Consider the following 14,590-nt stretch of genomic DNA (forward strand, 5'->3'; position numbering starts at 1 on the left):
CGGGAGCCGCGGGGATCAGTCGAGAGCGAGGAAGGCGCGGAGCCGCTCGGCGGAATCCGCGACCGCCACCGAGCCTGCTTCCTCGCCCAGGCGTCCGTAGCCCCACGACACGTAGACGGCCGGTACGCCGTGCGCCGCTGAACCCTGGACGTCGTAGAAGCGGTCGCCGATCATGAGCACGTTGCTGAGGTCGACACCGGCGACGTCGAGGCGCCTGAGCGCTTCTTCTATGACGTCGGCCTTCGCCGAGCGCACCTCGTCGTCGGAGGCTCCTGTGATCGTCAGGAACTGGTCGGCGACGCCGTAGCTCTCCAGGATGACCGCCGCGGAGCTCTCGGGCTTGCTCGTCGCCGTCGACTGCGGGATGCCGGCCGCGTGCACATCGCGGATGACCTGCAGGACACCCGGGTACGGGTCGCCGATGAACGAATCCGACTCGCGGTAGATGGTGCGGTAGCGCTCGGTGGCCTCGATCGGGTCGAGCCCGTAGGCGGCGAAGGTCTCGTGGATGGGAGGGCCGACGTGCTTCAGCAGCTCGGCGTCTCCTGGAATCGGGAGGCCGTAGCTGGAGAGCACGGCGCGCAGGCTGTTCAGGATGCCGGGCGCCGAGTCGCTGATGGTGCCGTCGAGGTCCCAGAGGACAGCCGTGTACGGGGCGATGCCGGTTCCGCGCTCGAGGTCGACTCGTCGCGTTGTCGGCGTCGCTGCCGGCTGGACGACCTCGATCGGCTGGGGTTCGGTGGGGACCGGACCGGTCATTTCAGTGGAGCTTGTGTGCGTCATGTCCGAGCCAGTGTAGTGAGGAGCAACCGAGCGGAGGGCGACAGGCAGCTGAACGCTCGGGGCGGGCCGTCAGAACAGGCGCATGTGGCGTGGGTCGACGCCCCGCATCTCGTCGTAGTCGAGGATGACGCAGCGGATGCCACGGTCCTCAGCCAGCGTGCGGGCCTGCGGGGCGATCTCCTGCGCCGCGAAGACGCCGGAGACGGGGGCGAGCAGCGGGTCGCGATTCATGAGCTCGAGGTAGCGCGTGAGCTGCTCGACGCCGTCGATGCCGCCGCGTCGCTTGATCTCCACGGCGACGGATGCGCCGGTCGCGTCACGCGCGAGGATGTCGACGGGACCGATGGCCGTCATGTACTCGCGGCGCACGAGCGCGTGGCCCTCACCGAGCAGGTCGATCTGGTCGGCGAGCAGCTTCTGCAGGTGCGCCTCGACCCCGTCCTTCTCGAGGCCCGGGTCCTTGCCGAGATCGTGCGAGTGGTCGCTGAAGACCTCGCCGATCGTCACGAGCAGCTGGTCGCCTGTCTTCGTCTGCGTGACCCGCCAGAGCGCCGTGACGCCGGCGTCCGCCTGGGTCGCATCCGGTGCCTCCTCGACGATCGAACAGGGGGCGCTCATCCAGTTAAGCGGCTTGTAGCTGCCCCCGTCGGAGTGCACGAGGAGGCTGCCGTCGGCTTTGCGCATGAGCACGCGAGGGGCCATGGGCAGGTGGGCGGTGAGGCGGCCGATGTAATCGACGCTGCAGTTCGCAATGACAAGACGCACCCGTCGAGGGTAATCGGTCGAGACGCGACGGACCGTCGCGCGCGCCGGTGTCCGGCGTGGACCCCAGCGACCGGCTTCCAGTGCTGGTGGAGCGAGAAGTCGGTCGGCGCCTGGCCGCGATATCCGGCTTTCCGGCGCTGATACGGTGATGATCGGCAGGCAGCCCTCAGCCTGGGCGGGGAGGTTCATCGTGGCGGATGCAGATCGGGAGACCTGCGATGTCGTCGTCGCGGACCTCCGCCGACTGCGAGCCGAGTCGGGCGGCATGCCCTTCGCGGAGATCGCCTCGCGCATCCAAGCCAACCGTCGCAGCGCTGGCTCCGATGCGTCGGGTCCCGCCCGGACCACGGTGTTCGAGGCCTTTCGACCCGGCAGATCTCGGCTCGACGCGCGACTCATCGGCGAGATCGTGGAAGTTCTGGGTGCCCCGCCAGCGACGATCCCAGAGTGGGTCGCAAGAGCTGGCAACGCCATCCCATCGGCACACGTCGAAGCGGCGACGAAGGGCACCAGAACGGAGGGGCCGGATGCCGTCCCGGCCGAGGCCGCGCAGTCCCAGCCGGCGAGCGAGCAGCTGAGCGGACGGCTCCTGGCCGTGGGCACCGCACCTGTCACGCAGACCTCCAGCGAAGCGCGCACGCGCCGACAGCTCGGGCCGCGGCAGATCATCCTCATCATCTCGGCGAGCATCCTGTTGAACCTCGCCGGCCATCTCATCGTCAACTTCCTGCGCCTGCCACTGTTCTTCGACATGATCGGGACAGCGGTCACGGCCATCGTCGTCGGCCCGTGGGCTGGCGTCGCCGTCGCGATCGTCACCAACACCGGCGGTGTGTGGCTCAGCGGACCCCACTCGATCTGGTTCTCGCTCGTCAACCTCGTTGGCGCTCTCGTCTGGGGTTACGGGGCGCGCCACTTCGGCATGGCGTCGACGCTCCCTCGCTACTTCATCCTGACGATCCTCGTCGCGCTGTCGTGCTCTGCGGTCGCGGTTCCGATCCTGCTCAGCCTCTTCCACGGCGGAGTGGGCCATGCCGGGGAGAGCATCGTCTGGACGCTGCAGATGCTGGGGCAGCCCCAGGGCCTCGCCGTGCTGGGGTCGAACCTCGTCAACTCGCTGGCCGACAAACTCATCACGGGATTCGTCGCACTCGTCGCCGTCTCGTCGATCGCTGCACGGTGGGTGATCCCCGGGATCGGCGACCAATTGCGCCGACCGCTCGCAGACGCGCCGGAGGGCTCGGCCTAGCTCTTCGCTCCCGACAGGGCGAGCACCCCGCCGAGCCCGATCATCATGGCCCCGCCCGTGGCGGACATGCCCGAGATGCGCTTCGGCGACTTCGCGAACCACTCGCGGGCCGTTCCGGCGGTGAGCGCCCACGTGCCGTCGAAGATGAGGGCGAGCAGCAGGAAGCAGAGGCCGAGCTCGAGGAGCTGCGTCCAGGCCGGACCGGCGCCCGGCGACACGAACTGCGGCAGCACCGCCACGAAGAACGCGATCGTCTTGGGGTTCGTGCTGCCGACGATGAAGCCCTGCCGGAGGAGCCTGACGGCGCTCGCGGGTCGGGGAGTCTCCGCGGTCAGATGCGCGTTGCGGTTCCGGATCGCCTGCACACCGAGCCACACGAGGTAGACGGCGCCGACGATCTTGATGATCGTGAACGCGAGCACCGACGACGCGACAAGCGCGCCCACGCCGAGGGCCACGGCAAGGACCGCCGGGATCATGCCGATCGCGTTGCCGACCACGCTCAGCACGCCCGCACGGCGACCGAGCGCGATCGACCTCCCGATGACGAAGAGCACGCTCGGTCCCGGAATCAGGATGAGCAGCACCGACGCGACGGCGAAGGCGAGCAGGCTTTCGAACGGGACCATGACGCGAACCTAGCGCCCGTTGCGGCGGCGCGCGAGCACTTCTCGCGCTGCGGGCGGGTCCTACCAGCGGCAGGAGGTCACGGGCCGCACCTGCGCGCGTGCCGCGGTTACGCCGGGACGACCCCGTACACGTACGCGAACTCGGTGGTGCGCTGGTCGCGGTCGTTGTTGTCGGCGGGGGAGAAGCCGGCGTGCCCGGCCGTCGACTCGACGTCGTAGCCCGCGACCGCAGGAGCGTCGTAGATCACGTCGAACTCGAGGACGTCGCCGGCATCCAGCGGAGCACCGAGCTCCGCTGTCAGCTCCTGCAGGGTCACCCACGGCTGGCGCTCTGGCGCGGTGACGCTCTGCAGGAAGGCGTCCGTCTGGGCCCCGTTCAGGCGCACGTTCGCGATCGAGAAGGTCGTCGTCGAGCGGGAGTCGAACCTGACGATCGCCGATCCCGTCGCGGGGAGCGGCCTGGGGCCGATCGACGTGATCTTCACCGAGGTCGGACGGCTCGTCCTCGCGGGCCCCGTGCCGAGCGGTGCCGTCTCGAAGGTGGCCTCGGTCTGCGCCGCGTACGGCGATGCCGGTTCCAGGTCCGTCGTGGCCACACCCTGCAGCACGTTGTTGCCGGTCTTCGCCTCGGCCGCGACGGATGTCGCGCTCACGCGAGCGCCGACCAGCTTCTCGGGGTCGTAGGCGTCGTTCGGGTAGCGCAGGAGCACCGTCGACTCGACGACGAGCGCGACTGCCCCCGTTGGGAACAGCGGGTCCTCGGACTCGTTGACGGGGACCGAGACGGGCACGAGCCAGCGGTACTCGGTGCGCGTGCCGGTGACGATCGTCTCGACCTCGTCGACGTAGGTCGGCTCCGTCGAACCGGCGACGCGATATCCGACGCGGTCGAGCACGGCGAGCTCGTTGTCGACCGTGTAGCTGGCACGGAACCCCGCTGCGGGGGATGGCTCGTCGCCGTAGTTCGCGACGGCGAAGTTGCTCAGTGGCGTGAACGAGGAGTAGCGCTGCGTGTAGTCGGGTGTGAAGAGCGGGAGGGTCTCGCCGAACTGGAGGCCGACGATCGCGAGATCGAATCCGGCGGTTGTCGTGCTCGCCGACGCCATCGGCGCCCCGACCGCAAGGGAGACGAGGGGGATGCTCCAGGCACCGGCCGTGACGATGGAGCGGCGTGACGGCAGACGGCTCTCGTTCGAACCGGTGTCGATGGGAAGGGATGCGCGCATGGTGGAACTCCAGGGGGGGATCTGTTGGCGCCGGCGTCAGGGGTGCACAGCGCCATCGAGCCTGAGACGGCCCGCATCTCACCTACGATGACAGGAAAATCCCCGGGGAGCGATGGGGAGAACTCCCCTGTTTCCGGCGGGTGATCCCGGAAATCCCCCGTGGCGTGTGCGTGCTATCTGGCCGCTCCCGGCACCAGCCACTTCGTTCCGCGCTCGCGGGCACCCAGCACGAGGGCGCGTGCGCCCATCGTCCCGACGGCGTAGGAAGCCCAGAGCAGCCCGAGTCCCGCGGCGCCCTGCATCCCGAGCGGCAGGACGATCGCGACCCCCGCGACGAGCACCAGCAGGGGCGGGATGCCCGCGAGGGCGAGGTAGCGCACGTCGCCGGCCCCGATGAGGATGCCATCGAGCACGTAGACGAACCCGGCGATCGGCGTGCCGGCGGCGAGGATGAGGAGCCCGACGGGCAGGAGCGCCAAGACGGCCGGGTCGCTCGTGAAGACGTACCCGAGCACCCACGCGAGGGCCGCGAACACGACCGCGAGGATCAGGCCGAACCAGAAGCCCCACTGCTTGAGGCGGCGAGAGATGGCCGTCACCCTCTTGGTCTCGCCCGCGCCCAGCGCGTGACCGACCATGGCCTGACCGGCGATCGCCAGCGCGTCGAGAGTGAACGCGATGAGGCTGTTGATCGAGAGCAGGATCTGCAGTGCCGCGAGCTCCGCCACCCCCTGCTGCCCCGCGGCCCACACCAGCACCACGAGGGAGGCGCGCAGCGTGAGCGTGCGCAGCACCATGAACGCATTCGCCGAGAACACGATGCGGGGGTCTCCGATACCCGGCCGCAGGGAGACTCCGAGTTCGCGGCCAGCGCGGATCGCGATGACGATGTAGACGACGGCCATGCCCCATTGCGCGATGACCGTGCCGATCGCCGAGCCTGCGATGCCCCAGCCGAACCCGTAGATGAAGACCGCGTTCAGCCCCGCGTTGACGGCGAAGCCCGCGATGGCGACGACAAGCGGCACCTTCGTGTTCTGCAGACCGCGCAGGAGGCCCATGGCAGCGATCACGAGCAGCATCGCCGGGAGGCCCCAGAGACTGAGCGACAGGTAGGTGTTCGCCGCCTCGATGGCACCGGGGTCGCTCGTGAAGACGCCGACGAGCGGCGCGCTCAGCGGCAGGCCCATCAGCAGCAGCACGAGGCCGCAGAAGGCTGCAAGCCACATCCCCTCGATGCCTGCGCGGACCGCCCCCGGCCGGTCGCCCGAGCCGAGGAGGCGAGCCACGACGGGAGTCGTCGTATACGCGAGGAAGACCATGATGCCGACGACCGTGTGCAGGATCGTCGCGGCGACACCGAGGCCGGCGAGCGCAGTGTCACCCAGGTGGCCGACGAGGGCCGTATCGGTGAGGAGGAACAGCGGCTCCGCGACGAGCGCTCCGAACGCGGGCACCGCGAGCGTCAGGATGCTGCGGTCGAGGGTGCGGGCGTCGGTGCGGTCACGCGGGGAGGGGCCGTCGGATGCGCGCACCAGGTCATTGTCGCAGAGCGTCGGCAAGCCGGCCGCGCTCCTTGTTCGCCCTGAGATGATCCCAGCGTCAGTGTCGGTGGTGTGTCCTAGCCTGAGAGGCATGTCACAGACGGACGACCTCGCCTCCACCGCTCCCGCAACCGAGCAGCTCCCCTCGGGCATCGACCTGGAGGCGCTCGACGCCTCGGTCCGCCCCGCCGACGACCTGTTCCGGCACACCAACGGCAAGTGGATCGCCGCCACGGAAGTGCCCGCGTACCTGCCGGCCTACGGCAGCTTCATCCAGCTGCGCGAAGACGCCGAGAAGGCGGTCCTCGACATCCTCGAGAGCGGCAAGGACGCCGAACCCGGCTCAGAGCTCCGCAAGGCTGCCGACGCCTACGCGGCGTTCATGGATGAGGAGAAGCTCGAGGCCCTCGGCTTCGACCCCGTCCGCCCCGACATCGACCGCGCCCTCGCCGCCTCTTCGATCAACGAGTTCCTCGCCGTGCTCGGCGACCTCGAGCGCACGGGCCTCGGCTCCTTCGTGTCTGCGTACGTCTACCCCGACCTGAAGTCGCCAGCCGAGTACGCCCTCTACTTCGAGCAGTCCGGCCTCGGCCTGCCAGATGAGAGCTACTACCGCGAGGAGCAGTACGCGGAGATCCGTGAGCAGTACCAGGCGCACATCGCCCGCATGCTCGGCCTCGCAGGCCTCCCCGATGCGGAGGAGCGCGCCGCGCGGGTCTTCGCTCTCGAGACCGAGATCGCGGGGCTCCACTGGGACGTCGTGAAGTCGCGTGAAGCTGAGCTCGCCTACAACCCGCGCACCTTCGACGAGCTCAGCGCCGCCTACTCCAACGTCGACTTCGCCGACTGGACGAGCCGCTGGGGTGCACCCGTCGGGGCCCTCGACCGCGTCATCGTGCGCCAGCCCGACTTCTTCGAGGGCGTCGCCGGCCTCCTCACCGAAGATCGCCTCGACGCCTGGCGCGACTGGCTCGTCTGGGGCATCGCATCCCAGTACTCAGGCATCCTCGCCCCCTCGACCTCCGCAGCCAACTTCGAGTTCTACGGCAAGACCCTCCAGGGCACACCCGAGCAGCGGGAGCGCTGGAAGCGCGGCACGGGCCACGCCGAAGGCAAGCTGCCTGAAGCCATCGGCAAGGCATACGTCGAGCGGCACTTCTCGCCGACCGCCAAGGCCAAGATGCTCGAACTCGTCGGCTACCTCACCGGCGCGTACCGCGCATCCATCACCGAACTCGAATGGATGAGCCCAGAGACCCGTGAGCGCGCCCTCGACAAGCTCGAGAAGTTCGTCACCAAGATCGGCTACCCCGACCGGTGGCGCGACTACTCAGACCTCGAGATCAGAGACGACGACGTCGTCGGCAACTCGCGCCGAGCATCCGTCTACGAGGCCGCCTACGAGTTCGCGAAGCTCGGCACCCCCGTGCGGCGCGACGAATGGATGATGCCACCGCAGACCGTCAACGCCTACTACTCGCCGGGCGAGAACGAGATCGTCTTCCCAGCCGCCATCCTGCAGCTGCCGTTCTTCGACGAGCACCGCGACCCCGCCGCGAACTTCGGCGCGATCGGTGCCGTCATCGGCCACGAGATCGGGCACGGCTTCGACGACCAGGGCTCCAAGTATGACGGCGACGGCCGCCTCGAGGACTGGTGGACCGCCGACGACCGCGTCGCATTCGAGCAGCGCACGCGCGCCCTCATCGACCAGTACAACGAGCTCTCCCCGGAGGGCACCGACGGCCAGAGGGTCAACGGCGAGCTCACGATCGGCGAGAACATCGGCGACCTCGGCGGACTCGGCATCGCCTGGAAGGCGTACCGCGCCTACCGCGCCCACGCCGGCTTCAGCCCAGACGACGAAGACACCATCGACGGCCTCACCGCCGCGCAGCGCTTCTTCCTCAGCTGGGCGCAGGCCTGGCAGCAGAAGGCTCGCCCCGAATACGCCAAACTGCTGCTCGCTGTCGACCCGCACTCGCCAGCCGAGTTCCGCTGCAACCAGATCGTGCGCAACGTGGACGCCTTCTACGACGCGTTCGACGTCACCGAGAACGACGCCCTCTGGCTCGCCCCAGAGGCACGCGTCACCATCTGGTAGCAGGCCCAGGCGGCCCATGCCTCAACAAGGACACCCCTCGCGACGGAATCAACTCTCACGAGGGGTGTCCTCGTACCCACAGTGCGCACCTCGCCATCGGCGAACGGCTCCACGCATGAGAAAGCCTGCAGCGATGCCGTCCGAAGCGTGGTCGTCCGCTCAGGACGTGGCCGCGTCGGCGACTACTCGACGCCGTTCGGCGTCCAGATGTCACCGACCTTCGACAGCATGACCAGCGCCCCGGAGCCCAGGTAGGTGGAGGCGACAGCATCACCCGCGCACAGGTCCACGGAGTCCGCCGCGTACACCGCCGACGAGGAGATGCGGTCCTCCGCATCACCGAAGAGCAGCGCGAACGAGCCGTCGGCGACGGGAAGCGTGCCATCGGCCAGCTCGAAATTGCCGGCGTCGATGCCGGTGCTCTCCGCGAGCGTGTCGACCGTGTCAGCAGGGCAGGCGATGACGGCACCAGTCGCACCGCTCGGCAGGAGCGCCCCGAAGTCGAGCGTGCCACCCATCTCGTTCTCCGTCAGCGCGTCCGCGATCGGCGTCCCCGGCGCCTGCATGCCCTCATCTGGCGAAGCGTCGTCGGACTGACCGTCGCCCGCGCATCCGCTCAATGCGAGGAGTGCGCTCCCGGCGGCGATGCCGGCAAGCAGCTTGAAGCGGTGTTCGCGGAGCATTCGCAGAGTTTCCCATCGACGGATCGTGCACCCCGGCGGTCATTCGGGATGCCCGCCGACGTTCAAGCGAGACGCTGTCCTCGAGATTGCCGGCGCGCAACGATTGTGCCCCGTCGACGTCCGGTTACGCGTGAGCCGTACCGCACTGCGCCGCATTCGCCGTCGATCCACCGTCTCCGGCCCACGCCACCGTCTCCGGCCCACGCCTCGGGCTGGCGAAGTCGCTTCGTTCGGGGAAGATTCCCGCAAGAGGGGGAAGTTCCCATCCCGAGACGGGCGGGGTCGCGGGTCCGGTATTCGCGGAGCAGCTAGGACGTGTGGACGGGGCACTCGAGGGCCCCATCGTCTTCCGCGTCGGCGACGCGGGGAAGCGGCGTCGGGAGGGCGGGTGCTGCGGGCGTCTTCGGGGCTGCGCGCTCGACGGTGATGCCGAACAGCAGCTCGATGGCGTCGAGGTACTCGTCGCCGCGGCCGGCGCGGGCGAGCTCCTTGGCTCGCACTGACGGGCTGTGCAGGAGCGTGTTCGCGAGGCGACGGAGCGCGGCTTCGGCGACACCCGAGTCGTCCTTGTTGGCGACGCGCTCGGTCTCCGCGCGTGCGATGTCGGTGATGTGCGAGCGGAGCGCGGCGATACCCTCGGCGACGCTCGTCTCGGCCTGCTGCTCGACGAACTCGCTGGCGGCGCGCGAGACGATGCAGCGGGCTTCGTCTGCCGCTCCGAGCTCCTCGAGGGGAGCGTGGATGCGGATGGTCTCGAGGTCGAGCACCGAGACGCCGTCGAGGCGCCCGACGGCCGGGTCGACGTTTCGGGGCATGCCGAGGTCGATGATGAGCGTCGACTCGGCGCAACCGGGTGCGAGGCGGGCTCCGAGCATGAGGTCGTAGTCGATGACAACCGTATCGGCGGTTGAGCAGGTGACGACGAGGTCGGCGTTCGACAGGTACTCGGGGAGGTTCTCGCGTTCGATGACGAAGACCCCGTCGCGCTCCGCGAACTTGTGCGCGCGGTTCGAGGGGGAGTAGACGCCGACGCGTGTGACGCCGCGGTCCTGGAGTGCTTTCAAGGAGGCGGCGGCGTACGAGCCGGTGCCGACGAGCACAACCTGCGCGGTGCTCCAGTCAGCGATCTGGGACGCAGCGAGCTCGAGGGACAGGCGAACCAGCGAGCGGCCGGCGCTCTGCAGCTTCGTGCCCGACTTGATGCCGCGTGACGTTGTGGACGCCGACTGGAAGAGGCGCTCGAGCTGGGAGGTCGACATTCCGGCGGCGCGCGACTCCTCGAGAGCTCGGCGAACCTGGCCGGAGATCTCGCCTTCGCCGACGACGACCGATTCGAGGCCGCTCGAGACGGCGAAGAGGTACTCGGGCACCTGGGTGTCGTGGATGACGGCCATGTTCGCGCGGAGCGTCTCGACCGAGACGTCGAGGGCCGAGGCGATGGTCGGCATGAGCTCCGGGGCGACAGGCTGGGCCGTGTCGATATCGAGGTAGATCTCGAAGCGGTTGCAGGTGGCCAGCACGATGGCTCCGTCGACGCTTGGGGCGCCGCGGAGCGCAGACTCTAGTTCGCCGTCCTCGCGGGCCGCGAGCTTTTCGAGGACTGGGAAGCTCGCGGTGCGGTGATTGGCACTCAGACACAGCAACACGATTACTTATTGTAGAAGTTCTTGGCGCATCCGCTTCTGAGCCATACCTTCCCTTAATCTCCTTGCGTCCGGGAATGAGTCGAGGTGCGCGCGGTGGCGGGCTGTGTGCCCCGCACGAGTGCCGGGTAGAGAATGGTGTGGTGACCGAGACAGCTCCCGCACCCCTGCCACTCAGCGATTCGCACCCCCTCTCTTCCGGACTCACGGCCGATGCTCCGCTCATCCGGGCTGCACGCGGTGAGCGCCCCGAGACGCTGCCGGTGTGGTTCATGCGCCAGGCGGGGCGTTCGCTGCCGGAGTACCGCGAGCTGCGCAAGGGGATCGAGATGCTCGATTCCTGCCTCCGCCCGGAGCTCGCCGCGGAGATCACACTGCAGCCCGTGCGCCGGCACGGTGTCGACGCGGCCGTGTTCTTCAGCGACATCGTGGTGCCGCTCAAGCTGATCGGCGAGGCCGTCGACATCGTGCCGGGCACGGGCCCGGTCTTCGAGAATCCGGTGCGGACCTCGCAGGAGGCGCACGAATTCGCGGCCCGCGTTCGGGAGCGCATCAGTCCCGAGCTGTTCGCACCCATCTCGGAGGCGGTGTCGCTGACGGTCGCGGAACTCGGGGCGACCCCGCTCATCGGCTTCGCGGGCGCTCCCTTCACGGTCGCCGCGTACGTCGTCGAGGGCGGCCCGTCGAAGGACCATCTCCGCACGCGCACCCTCATGCAGGCTGACCCCGAGGCGTGGGCTGATCTCTCCGGCGCAATCGCCGAGCTCTCCGCGGCCTTCCTGGAGGCGCAGGTACGGGCTGGCGCGAGCATCGTGCAGCTGTTCGACTCCTGGGCGGGGTCGCTGAGCCGCGACCGGTACCAGAAGTCGATCGCCGCCTCGAGCGGGCTGGCGCTTGAGCGAGTGAGAGCCCTGCGCACCCCCGCCGGTGAGCGGGTCCGCACCATCCACTTCGGCGTCGGCACGGCCGAGCTCCTGCCGGACATGCACGCGATCGGCGCCGATGTCATGGGTGTCGACGACCGCATCACCCTGGATGAGGCCTCGCGTCGCCTCGGCGGCAACGTGCCGCTGCAGGGAAATGTCGACCCAGCCGTGCTCGGCGCCGGTGACGCGGTGCTCCAGGCGCACGTGCGGGATGTGGTCCGACGGGGCAACTCCGCGCCAGCCCACATCCTCAACCTCGGCCACGGGGTTCCGCCTTCGGCAGACCCCGCCGTCCTGACCGGGCTCGTGGAGTTCGCGCACTCGCTGCCGAATGGCGGTCGGGTCGAGTGAACCAGCCGCACCCGGAGCAGCCCGAATTCCTCGTCATCGGCGGGGGCATCGCGGGGATGCTCGCTGCGAGGCGTGCCGCGAGCCGTGGCGTCCGGGTGCTTCTGGTCGAGGCCGGAGACCAGCTCGGCGGCATGATCCGTCGTGCCCAGCTCGGCGACCTGCCGATCGATATCGGCGCTGAGGCGTTTGCGACGAAGGGCGGTGCCTTCGCAGCGCTCCTCCAGGAGCTCGGGATGCTCGACGACGTCGCCGAGCCGCGTGCGCTCGGATCCTGGGTGGTGACGGACGGCACGGCCGCGCCCATGCCGGCGGGGGGACTTCTGGGGATCCCCGGTGACGCGTCACTGCTCGACGCCGAGGCTCGGTCGGCCGTGCACGCGGCGGTCGGCGACGCAGGCATCGCCGAGCTCGAGCGCGATCGGCTGCTCTCCCCGGAGATCGGTGCCGACGCGCGCGACCTCGAGGCGCTGGTCCTCGCCCGCATGGGGCCGATCGTGCTCGGAAGGCTCGTGGCGCCGGTCACCCGCGGCGTCTACTCGCTCGACCCTTCTGACCTCGACCACCGAGTGCTGGTCCCTGGCCTGGCCGATCGACTCCTCGAGCACGGCTCGCTCGCGGGCGCCGTCGCAGCGCTGCGCAAGAGCGCGCCCCCGGGTGCTGCCGTCCGCACCGTCGCGGGCGGAATGCACCGGGTCGTGGCGTTGCTCGAGCGCGAGCTCGCCGAGCTCGGCGTCGAGGTGCGCCTCGGCACGCGCGTCGTGGCCGTGCGGGAGCACGCGGGGCTGTCTTCCGGCGACGAGTCCTGGAGCGTGGAGCTCGAAGACCGGGCGAGCATGCTGGTGCAGCGCATTCTGTCGACGGTCGCCGTCCCGATATCGGAGCCGGCGTCACCGGGAGAACGCCCAGTGCCGGCCGAGGTCGTCGCCCTGCTCGTCCGCGCCCCTCAGCTCGATGCCCGACCGCGTGGAACCGGAGTGCTCGTCGGCGACCCGAGCGCGAGCATCCGCGCGAAGGCGCTCACCCACGTGACCGCGAAGTGGGCCTGGCAGGAAGCGGCGGCAGGCGCAGGGATGCACGTGCTCCGCCTCTCCTACGGCCCCGAGGTGAGCGGGGGAGCCGAGCCGCTCACCGACGGACTCGATGACGACGAGCTTCTCGACCTCGCCTGCGCCGACGCCGCTCGCCTGCTCGGAACCGCGATCACCGCCGACGATGTCGTGGCCATGGCGAGGCAGGTCTGGCGTCTTCCAGCGCCCGCGGCGCGGCTCGGCCGCGCTGAGACGCTGCGCGGCGCACGCTCGGCGGCGGAGGCGTCGGCCGGTCTCGCGCTCGCGGGCACCTGGATCGACGGGACGGGGCTTGCGAGCGTCGTGCCTGGTGTGCTCCGTGCGGTCGACGGACTGTTCCCCGCGGACGCACAGGCTTAGCGCGAGTTGAGATGCCGAGCGGGGCTAGGCTTGATTCGTGGCTTCACAGCGCCCGATCGACCGGTCGCGGGCGCACCGGCGAACGATAGGAGTTTTCATGAAGAAGTTCGTGTTTGTGCTTGGCCTCGGTGCCGGGTACGTCCTCGGGGCTCGCGCGGGACGCAAGCGCTATGAGCAGATCTCCTCAGTCGCGCACACGGTCTGGGACACCAAGCTCGTCCGCGCCAAGCGCGCTGAGGTCGACGAGATCTCCCGCAAGCTCGCCCCGAAGGTCGCAGACGCGGCCGTCAGCGGCGCGAAGCTCGTGACCGCACAGGTCACGAAGGCGGTCAAGGACAACGGCAAGAAGGGCTCCTCCTCGAAGTCGACCCCGCCGGCCCCCACCGGCACGGTCGGCAACCCGAGCAGCGACGCATCCTAGCCAGCACTCCCAGGAGAGAGCGACACACTCATGTCTGAGTCGTCAGAAAAGACGCCGATCCGCGGGCCCTTCCCCGGCATCGGCCGCACGAGGGCCAACCCGAAGTCGAGGGCGAGCCTCGGCACGCTCGTGACCGATGTCCCGAAGCTCCTCAAGAAGCTCGTGCGCGACGAGGTCGAGCAGGGCAAGCGGGAGCTGATCTCGACGGGCACGAAGTACGGCATCGCGGTCGGCCTGTTCGCCGCCGCAGCGTTCTTCGCGCTCACGCTGTGGGCCGTGCTCGTGACCGCTGCCGTCCTCGGGCTCAACACGGTCTTCGCACCGTGGCTCTCCGCGCTCATCGTGGCAGGCGCGTTCCTGCTGCTCGTCATCGTGCTCGGCCTCGCCGGCTACGTCGCGCTCAAGCGCGCGGGCAAGCTCGCGCCGGAGCGGACGATCGCCAGCGTCAAGCAGGATGTCAACGCAGTGAAGGGGCTCGGACAGTATGAGTGAGCAGAACGGCGAGGCGACCCTCGCGAAGAAGGAAGACAAGCGCAATGACGGCCAGCTGAAGGCCGACATCGAGAAGACCCGGCGAGAGCTGGCGGCGACGCTCGACGCGATCGAGGTGAAGGTCGACCCGCGCATCCGCGGTCGCGAGCTCCTCAACTCCACGCGACACAGCATCCAGCGCCTGAAGGAAGACAATCCGCTGCTGCTCGCGGGTCTCGCGACCGGCGCAGCGGTTGTCGTGGCCGGAGGCATCACGGCCGCCGTCACGCTGTACCGCCGCTCGCGCTGAGCCCTCCGGCGCTCGTCTCTCGCACCCCCCGATCATTCCTCGACATTTCGTAGAATAG

At 69.3% G+C, this 14,590-nt stretch carries 14 protein-coding genes; 7 read left to right on the forward strand and 7 right to left on the reverse strand.

Features of this window, described 5'->3' with window-relative positions:
* Positions 1-15 precede the first annotated feature (15 nt).
* Positions 16-783 (reverse strand): HAD hydrolase-like protein, encoded by a 768-nt coding sequence (locus C5C17_RS16495; protein ID WP_258066259.1) that lies wholly within the window; start codon positions 781-783, stop codon positions 16-18.
* Between the two features lie 69 nt (positions 784-852).
* A complete protein-coding gene (nucS, locus tag C5C17_RS16500; RefSeq protein ID WP_104254462.1) occupies positions 853-1,548 on the reverse strand; it encodes an endonuclease NucS in 696 nt (231 codons plus the stop codon).
* A 190-nt stretch (positions 1,549-1,738) separates the two neighbouring features.
* Between nucS and C5C17_RS16505 the strand changes: the two genes are divergently transcribed.
* Positions 1,739-2,797: an ECF transporter S component gene (locus C5C17_RS16505; RefSeq protein WP_146079214.1), complete on the forward strand. Its 1,059-nt coding sequence runs from the start codon at positions 1,739-1,741 to the stop codon at positions 2,795-2,797.
* Here C5C17_RS16505 and C5C17_RS16510 read toward each other — a convergent pair.
* The 3 genes from C5C17_RS16510 to C5C17_RS16520 all read right to left on the reverse strand — a co-directional run bounded on the left by C5C17_RS16510 (position 2,794) and on the right by C5C17_RS16520 (position 6,187).
* The gene (locus C5C17_RS16510) at positions 2,794-3,426 is read right to left on the reverse strand and encodes a LysE family translocator (RefSeq protein ID WP_104254464.1); all 633 of its coding nucleotides are present in this window, start codon (positions 3,424-3,426) and stop codon (positions 2,794-2,796) included. The genes C5C17_RS16505 and C5C17_RS16510 overlap by 4 nt on opposite strands.
* Positions 3,427-3,533: 107 nt before the next feature.
* Positions 3,534-4,652, reverse strand: coding sequence for a hypothetical protein (locus tag C5C17_RS16515; protein ID WP_104254465.1), 1,119 nt, complete (start codon positions 4,650-4,652; stop codon positions 3,534-3,536).
* Positions 4,653-4,825: 173 nt separating this feature from the next.
* The gene (locus tag C5C17_RS16520) at positions 4,826-6,187 is read right to left on the reverse strand and encodes an MATE family efflux transporter (protein WP_258066260.1); all 1,362 of its coding nucleotides are present in this window, start codon (positions 6,185-6,187) and stop codon (positions 4,826-4,828) included.
* Positions 6,188-6,287: 100 nt separating this feature from the next.
* Between C5C17_RS16520 and C5C17_RS16525 the strand changes: the two genes are divergently transcribed.
* Positions 6,288-8,300, forward strand: a complete 2,013-nt coding sequence (locus tag C5C17_RS16525) for a M13 family metallopeptidase (RefSeq protein ID WP_104254467.1) — start codon at positions 6,288-6,290, stop codon at positions 8,298-8,300.
* Between the two features lie 182 nt (positions 8,301-8,482).
* Here the strand turns inward: C5C17_RS16525 and C5C17_RS16530 are convergent, their stop codons facing one another.
* A complete protein-coding gene (locus C5C17_RS16530) occupies positions 8,483-8,983 on the reverse strand; it encodes a hypothetical protein (protein WP_104254468.1) in 501 nt (166 codons plus the stop codon).
* Between the two features lie 308 nt (positions 8,984-9,291).
* The gene (locus C5C17_RS16535; RefSeq protein ID WP_104254469.1) at positions 9,292-10,629 is read right to left on the reverse strand and encodes a glutamyl-tRNA reductase; all 1,338 of its coding nucleotides are present in this window, start codon (positions 10,627-10,629) and stop codon (positions 9,292-9,294) included.
* 164 nt (positions 10,630-10,793) lie between these two features.
* Between C5C17_RS16535 and hemE the strand changes: the two genes are divergently transcribed.
* The 5 genes from hemE to C5C17_RS16560 all read left to right on the forward strand — a co-directional run bounded on the left by hemE (position 10,794) and on the right by C5C17_RS16560 (position 14,532).
* Complete coding sequence (gene hemE, locus C5C17_RS16540) at positions 10,794-11,903, forward strand: uroporphyrinogen decarboxylase (protein WP_104254627.1); 1,110 nt, start codon at positions 10,794-10,796, stop codon at positions 11,901-11,903.
* Positions 11,900-13,330 (forward strand): NAD(P)/FAD-dependent oxidoreductase, encoded by a 1,431-nt coding sequence (locus C5C17_RS16545; protein WP_104254470.1) that lies wholly within the window; start codon positions 11,900-11,902, stop codon positions 13,328-13,330. The genes hemE and C5C17_RS16545 overlap by 4 nt, the downstream gene beginning before the upstream one ends.
* Positions 13,331-13,427: 97 nt before the next feature.
* A complete protein-coding gene (locus C5C17_RS16550; protein ID WP_104254471.1) occupies positions 13,428-13,751 on the forward strand; it encodes a hypothetical protein in 324 nt (107 codons plus the stop codon).
* A gap of 30 nt (positions 13,752-13,781) precedes the next feature.
* Positions 13,782-14,243 (forward strand): phage holin family protein, encoded by a 462-nt coding sequence (locus tag C5C17_RS16555; protein WP_104254472.1) that lies wholly within the window; start codon positions 13,782-13,784, stop codon positions 14,241-14,243.
* Positions 14,236-14,532: a DUF3618 domain-containing protein gene (locus C5C17_RS16560; protein ID WP_104254473.1), complete on the forward strand. Its 297-nt coding sequence runs from the start codon at positions 14,236-14,238 to the stop codon at positions 14,530-14,532. The genes C5C17_RS16555 and C5C17_RS16560 overlap by 8 nt, the downstream gene beginning before the upstream one ends.
* Positions 14,533-14,590 lie beyond the last annotated feature (58 nt).

Source organism: Pseudoclavibacter sp. RFBA6, assembly GCF_002931575.1.
Taxonomy (GTDB): domain Bacteria; phylum Actinomycetota; class Actinomycetes; order Actinomycetales; family Microbacteriaceae; genus Pseudoclavibacter; species Pseudoclavibacter terrae.

Excerpts from the sequence above, each read along its gene's own strand:
- C5C17_RS16495 (WP_258066259.1), bottom strand. The coding sequence starts at position 783 with ATGACGCACACAAGCTCCACTGAAATGACCGGTCCGGTCCCCACCGAA.
- C5C17_RS16510 (WP_104254464.1), bottom strand. The coding sequence starts at position 3,426 with ATGGTCCCGTTCGAAAGCCTGCTCGCCTTCGCCGTCGCGTCGGTGCTG.
- C5C17_RS16515 (WP_104254465.1), bottom strand. The coding sequence starts at position 4,652 with ATGCGCGCATCCCTTCCCATCGACACCGGTTCGAACGAGAGCCGTCTG.
- C5C17_RS16525 (WP_104254467.1), top strand. The coding sequence starts at position 6,288 with ATGTCACAGACGGACGACCTCGCCTCCACCGCTCCCGCAACCGAGCAG.
- C5C17_RS16530 (WP_104254468.1), bottom strand. The coding sequence starts at position 8,983 with ATGCTCCGCGAACACCGCTTCAAGCTGCTTGCCGGCATCGCCGCCGGG.
- C5C17_RS16550 (WP_104254471.1), top strand. The coding sequence starts at position 13,428 with ATGAAGAAGTTCGTGTTTGTGCTTGGCCTCGGTGCCGGGTACGTCCTC.
- C5C17_RS16555 (WP_104254472.1), top strand. The coding sequence starts at position 13,782 with ATGTCTGAGTCGTCAGAAAAGACGCCGATCCGCGGGCCCTTCCCCGGC.
- C5C17_RS16560 (WP_104254473.1), top strand. The coding sequence starts at position 14,236 with ATGAGTGAGCAGAACGGCGAGGCGACCCTCGCGAAGAAGGAAGACAAG.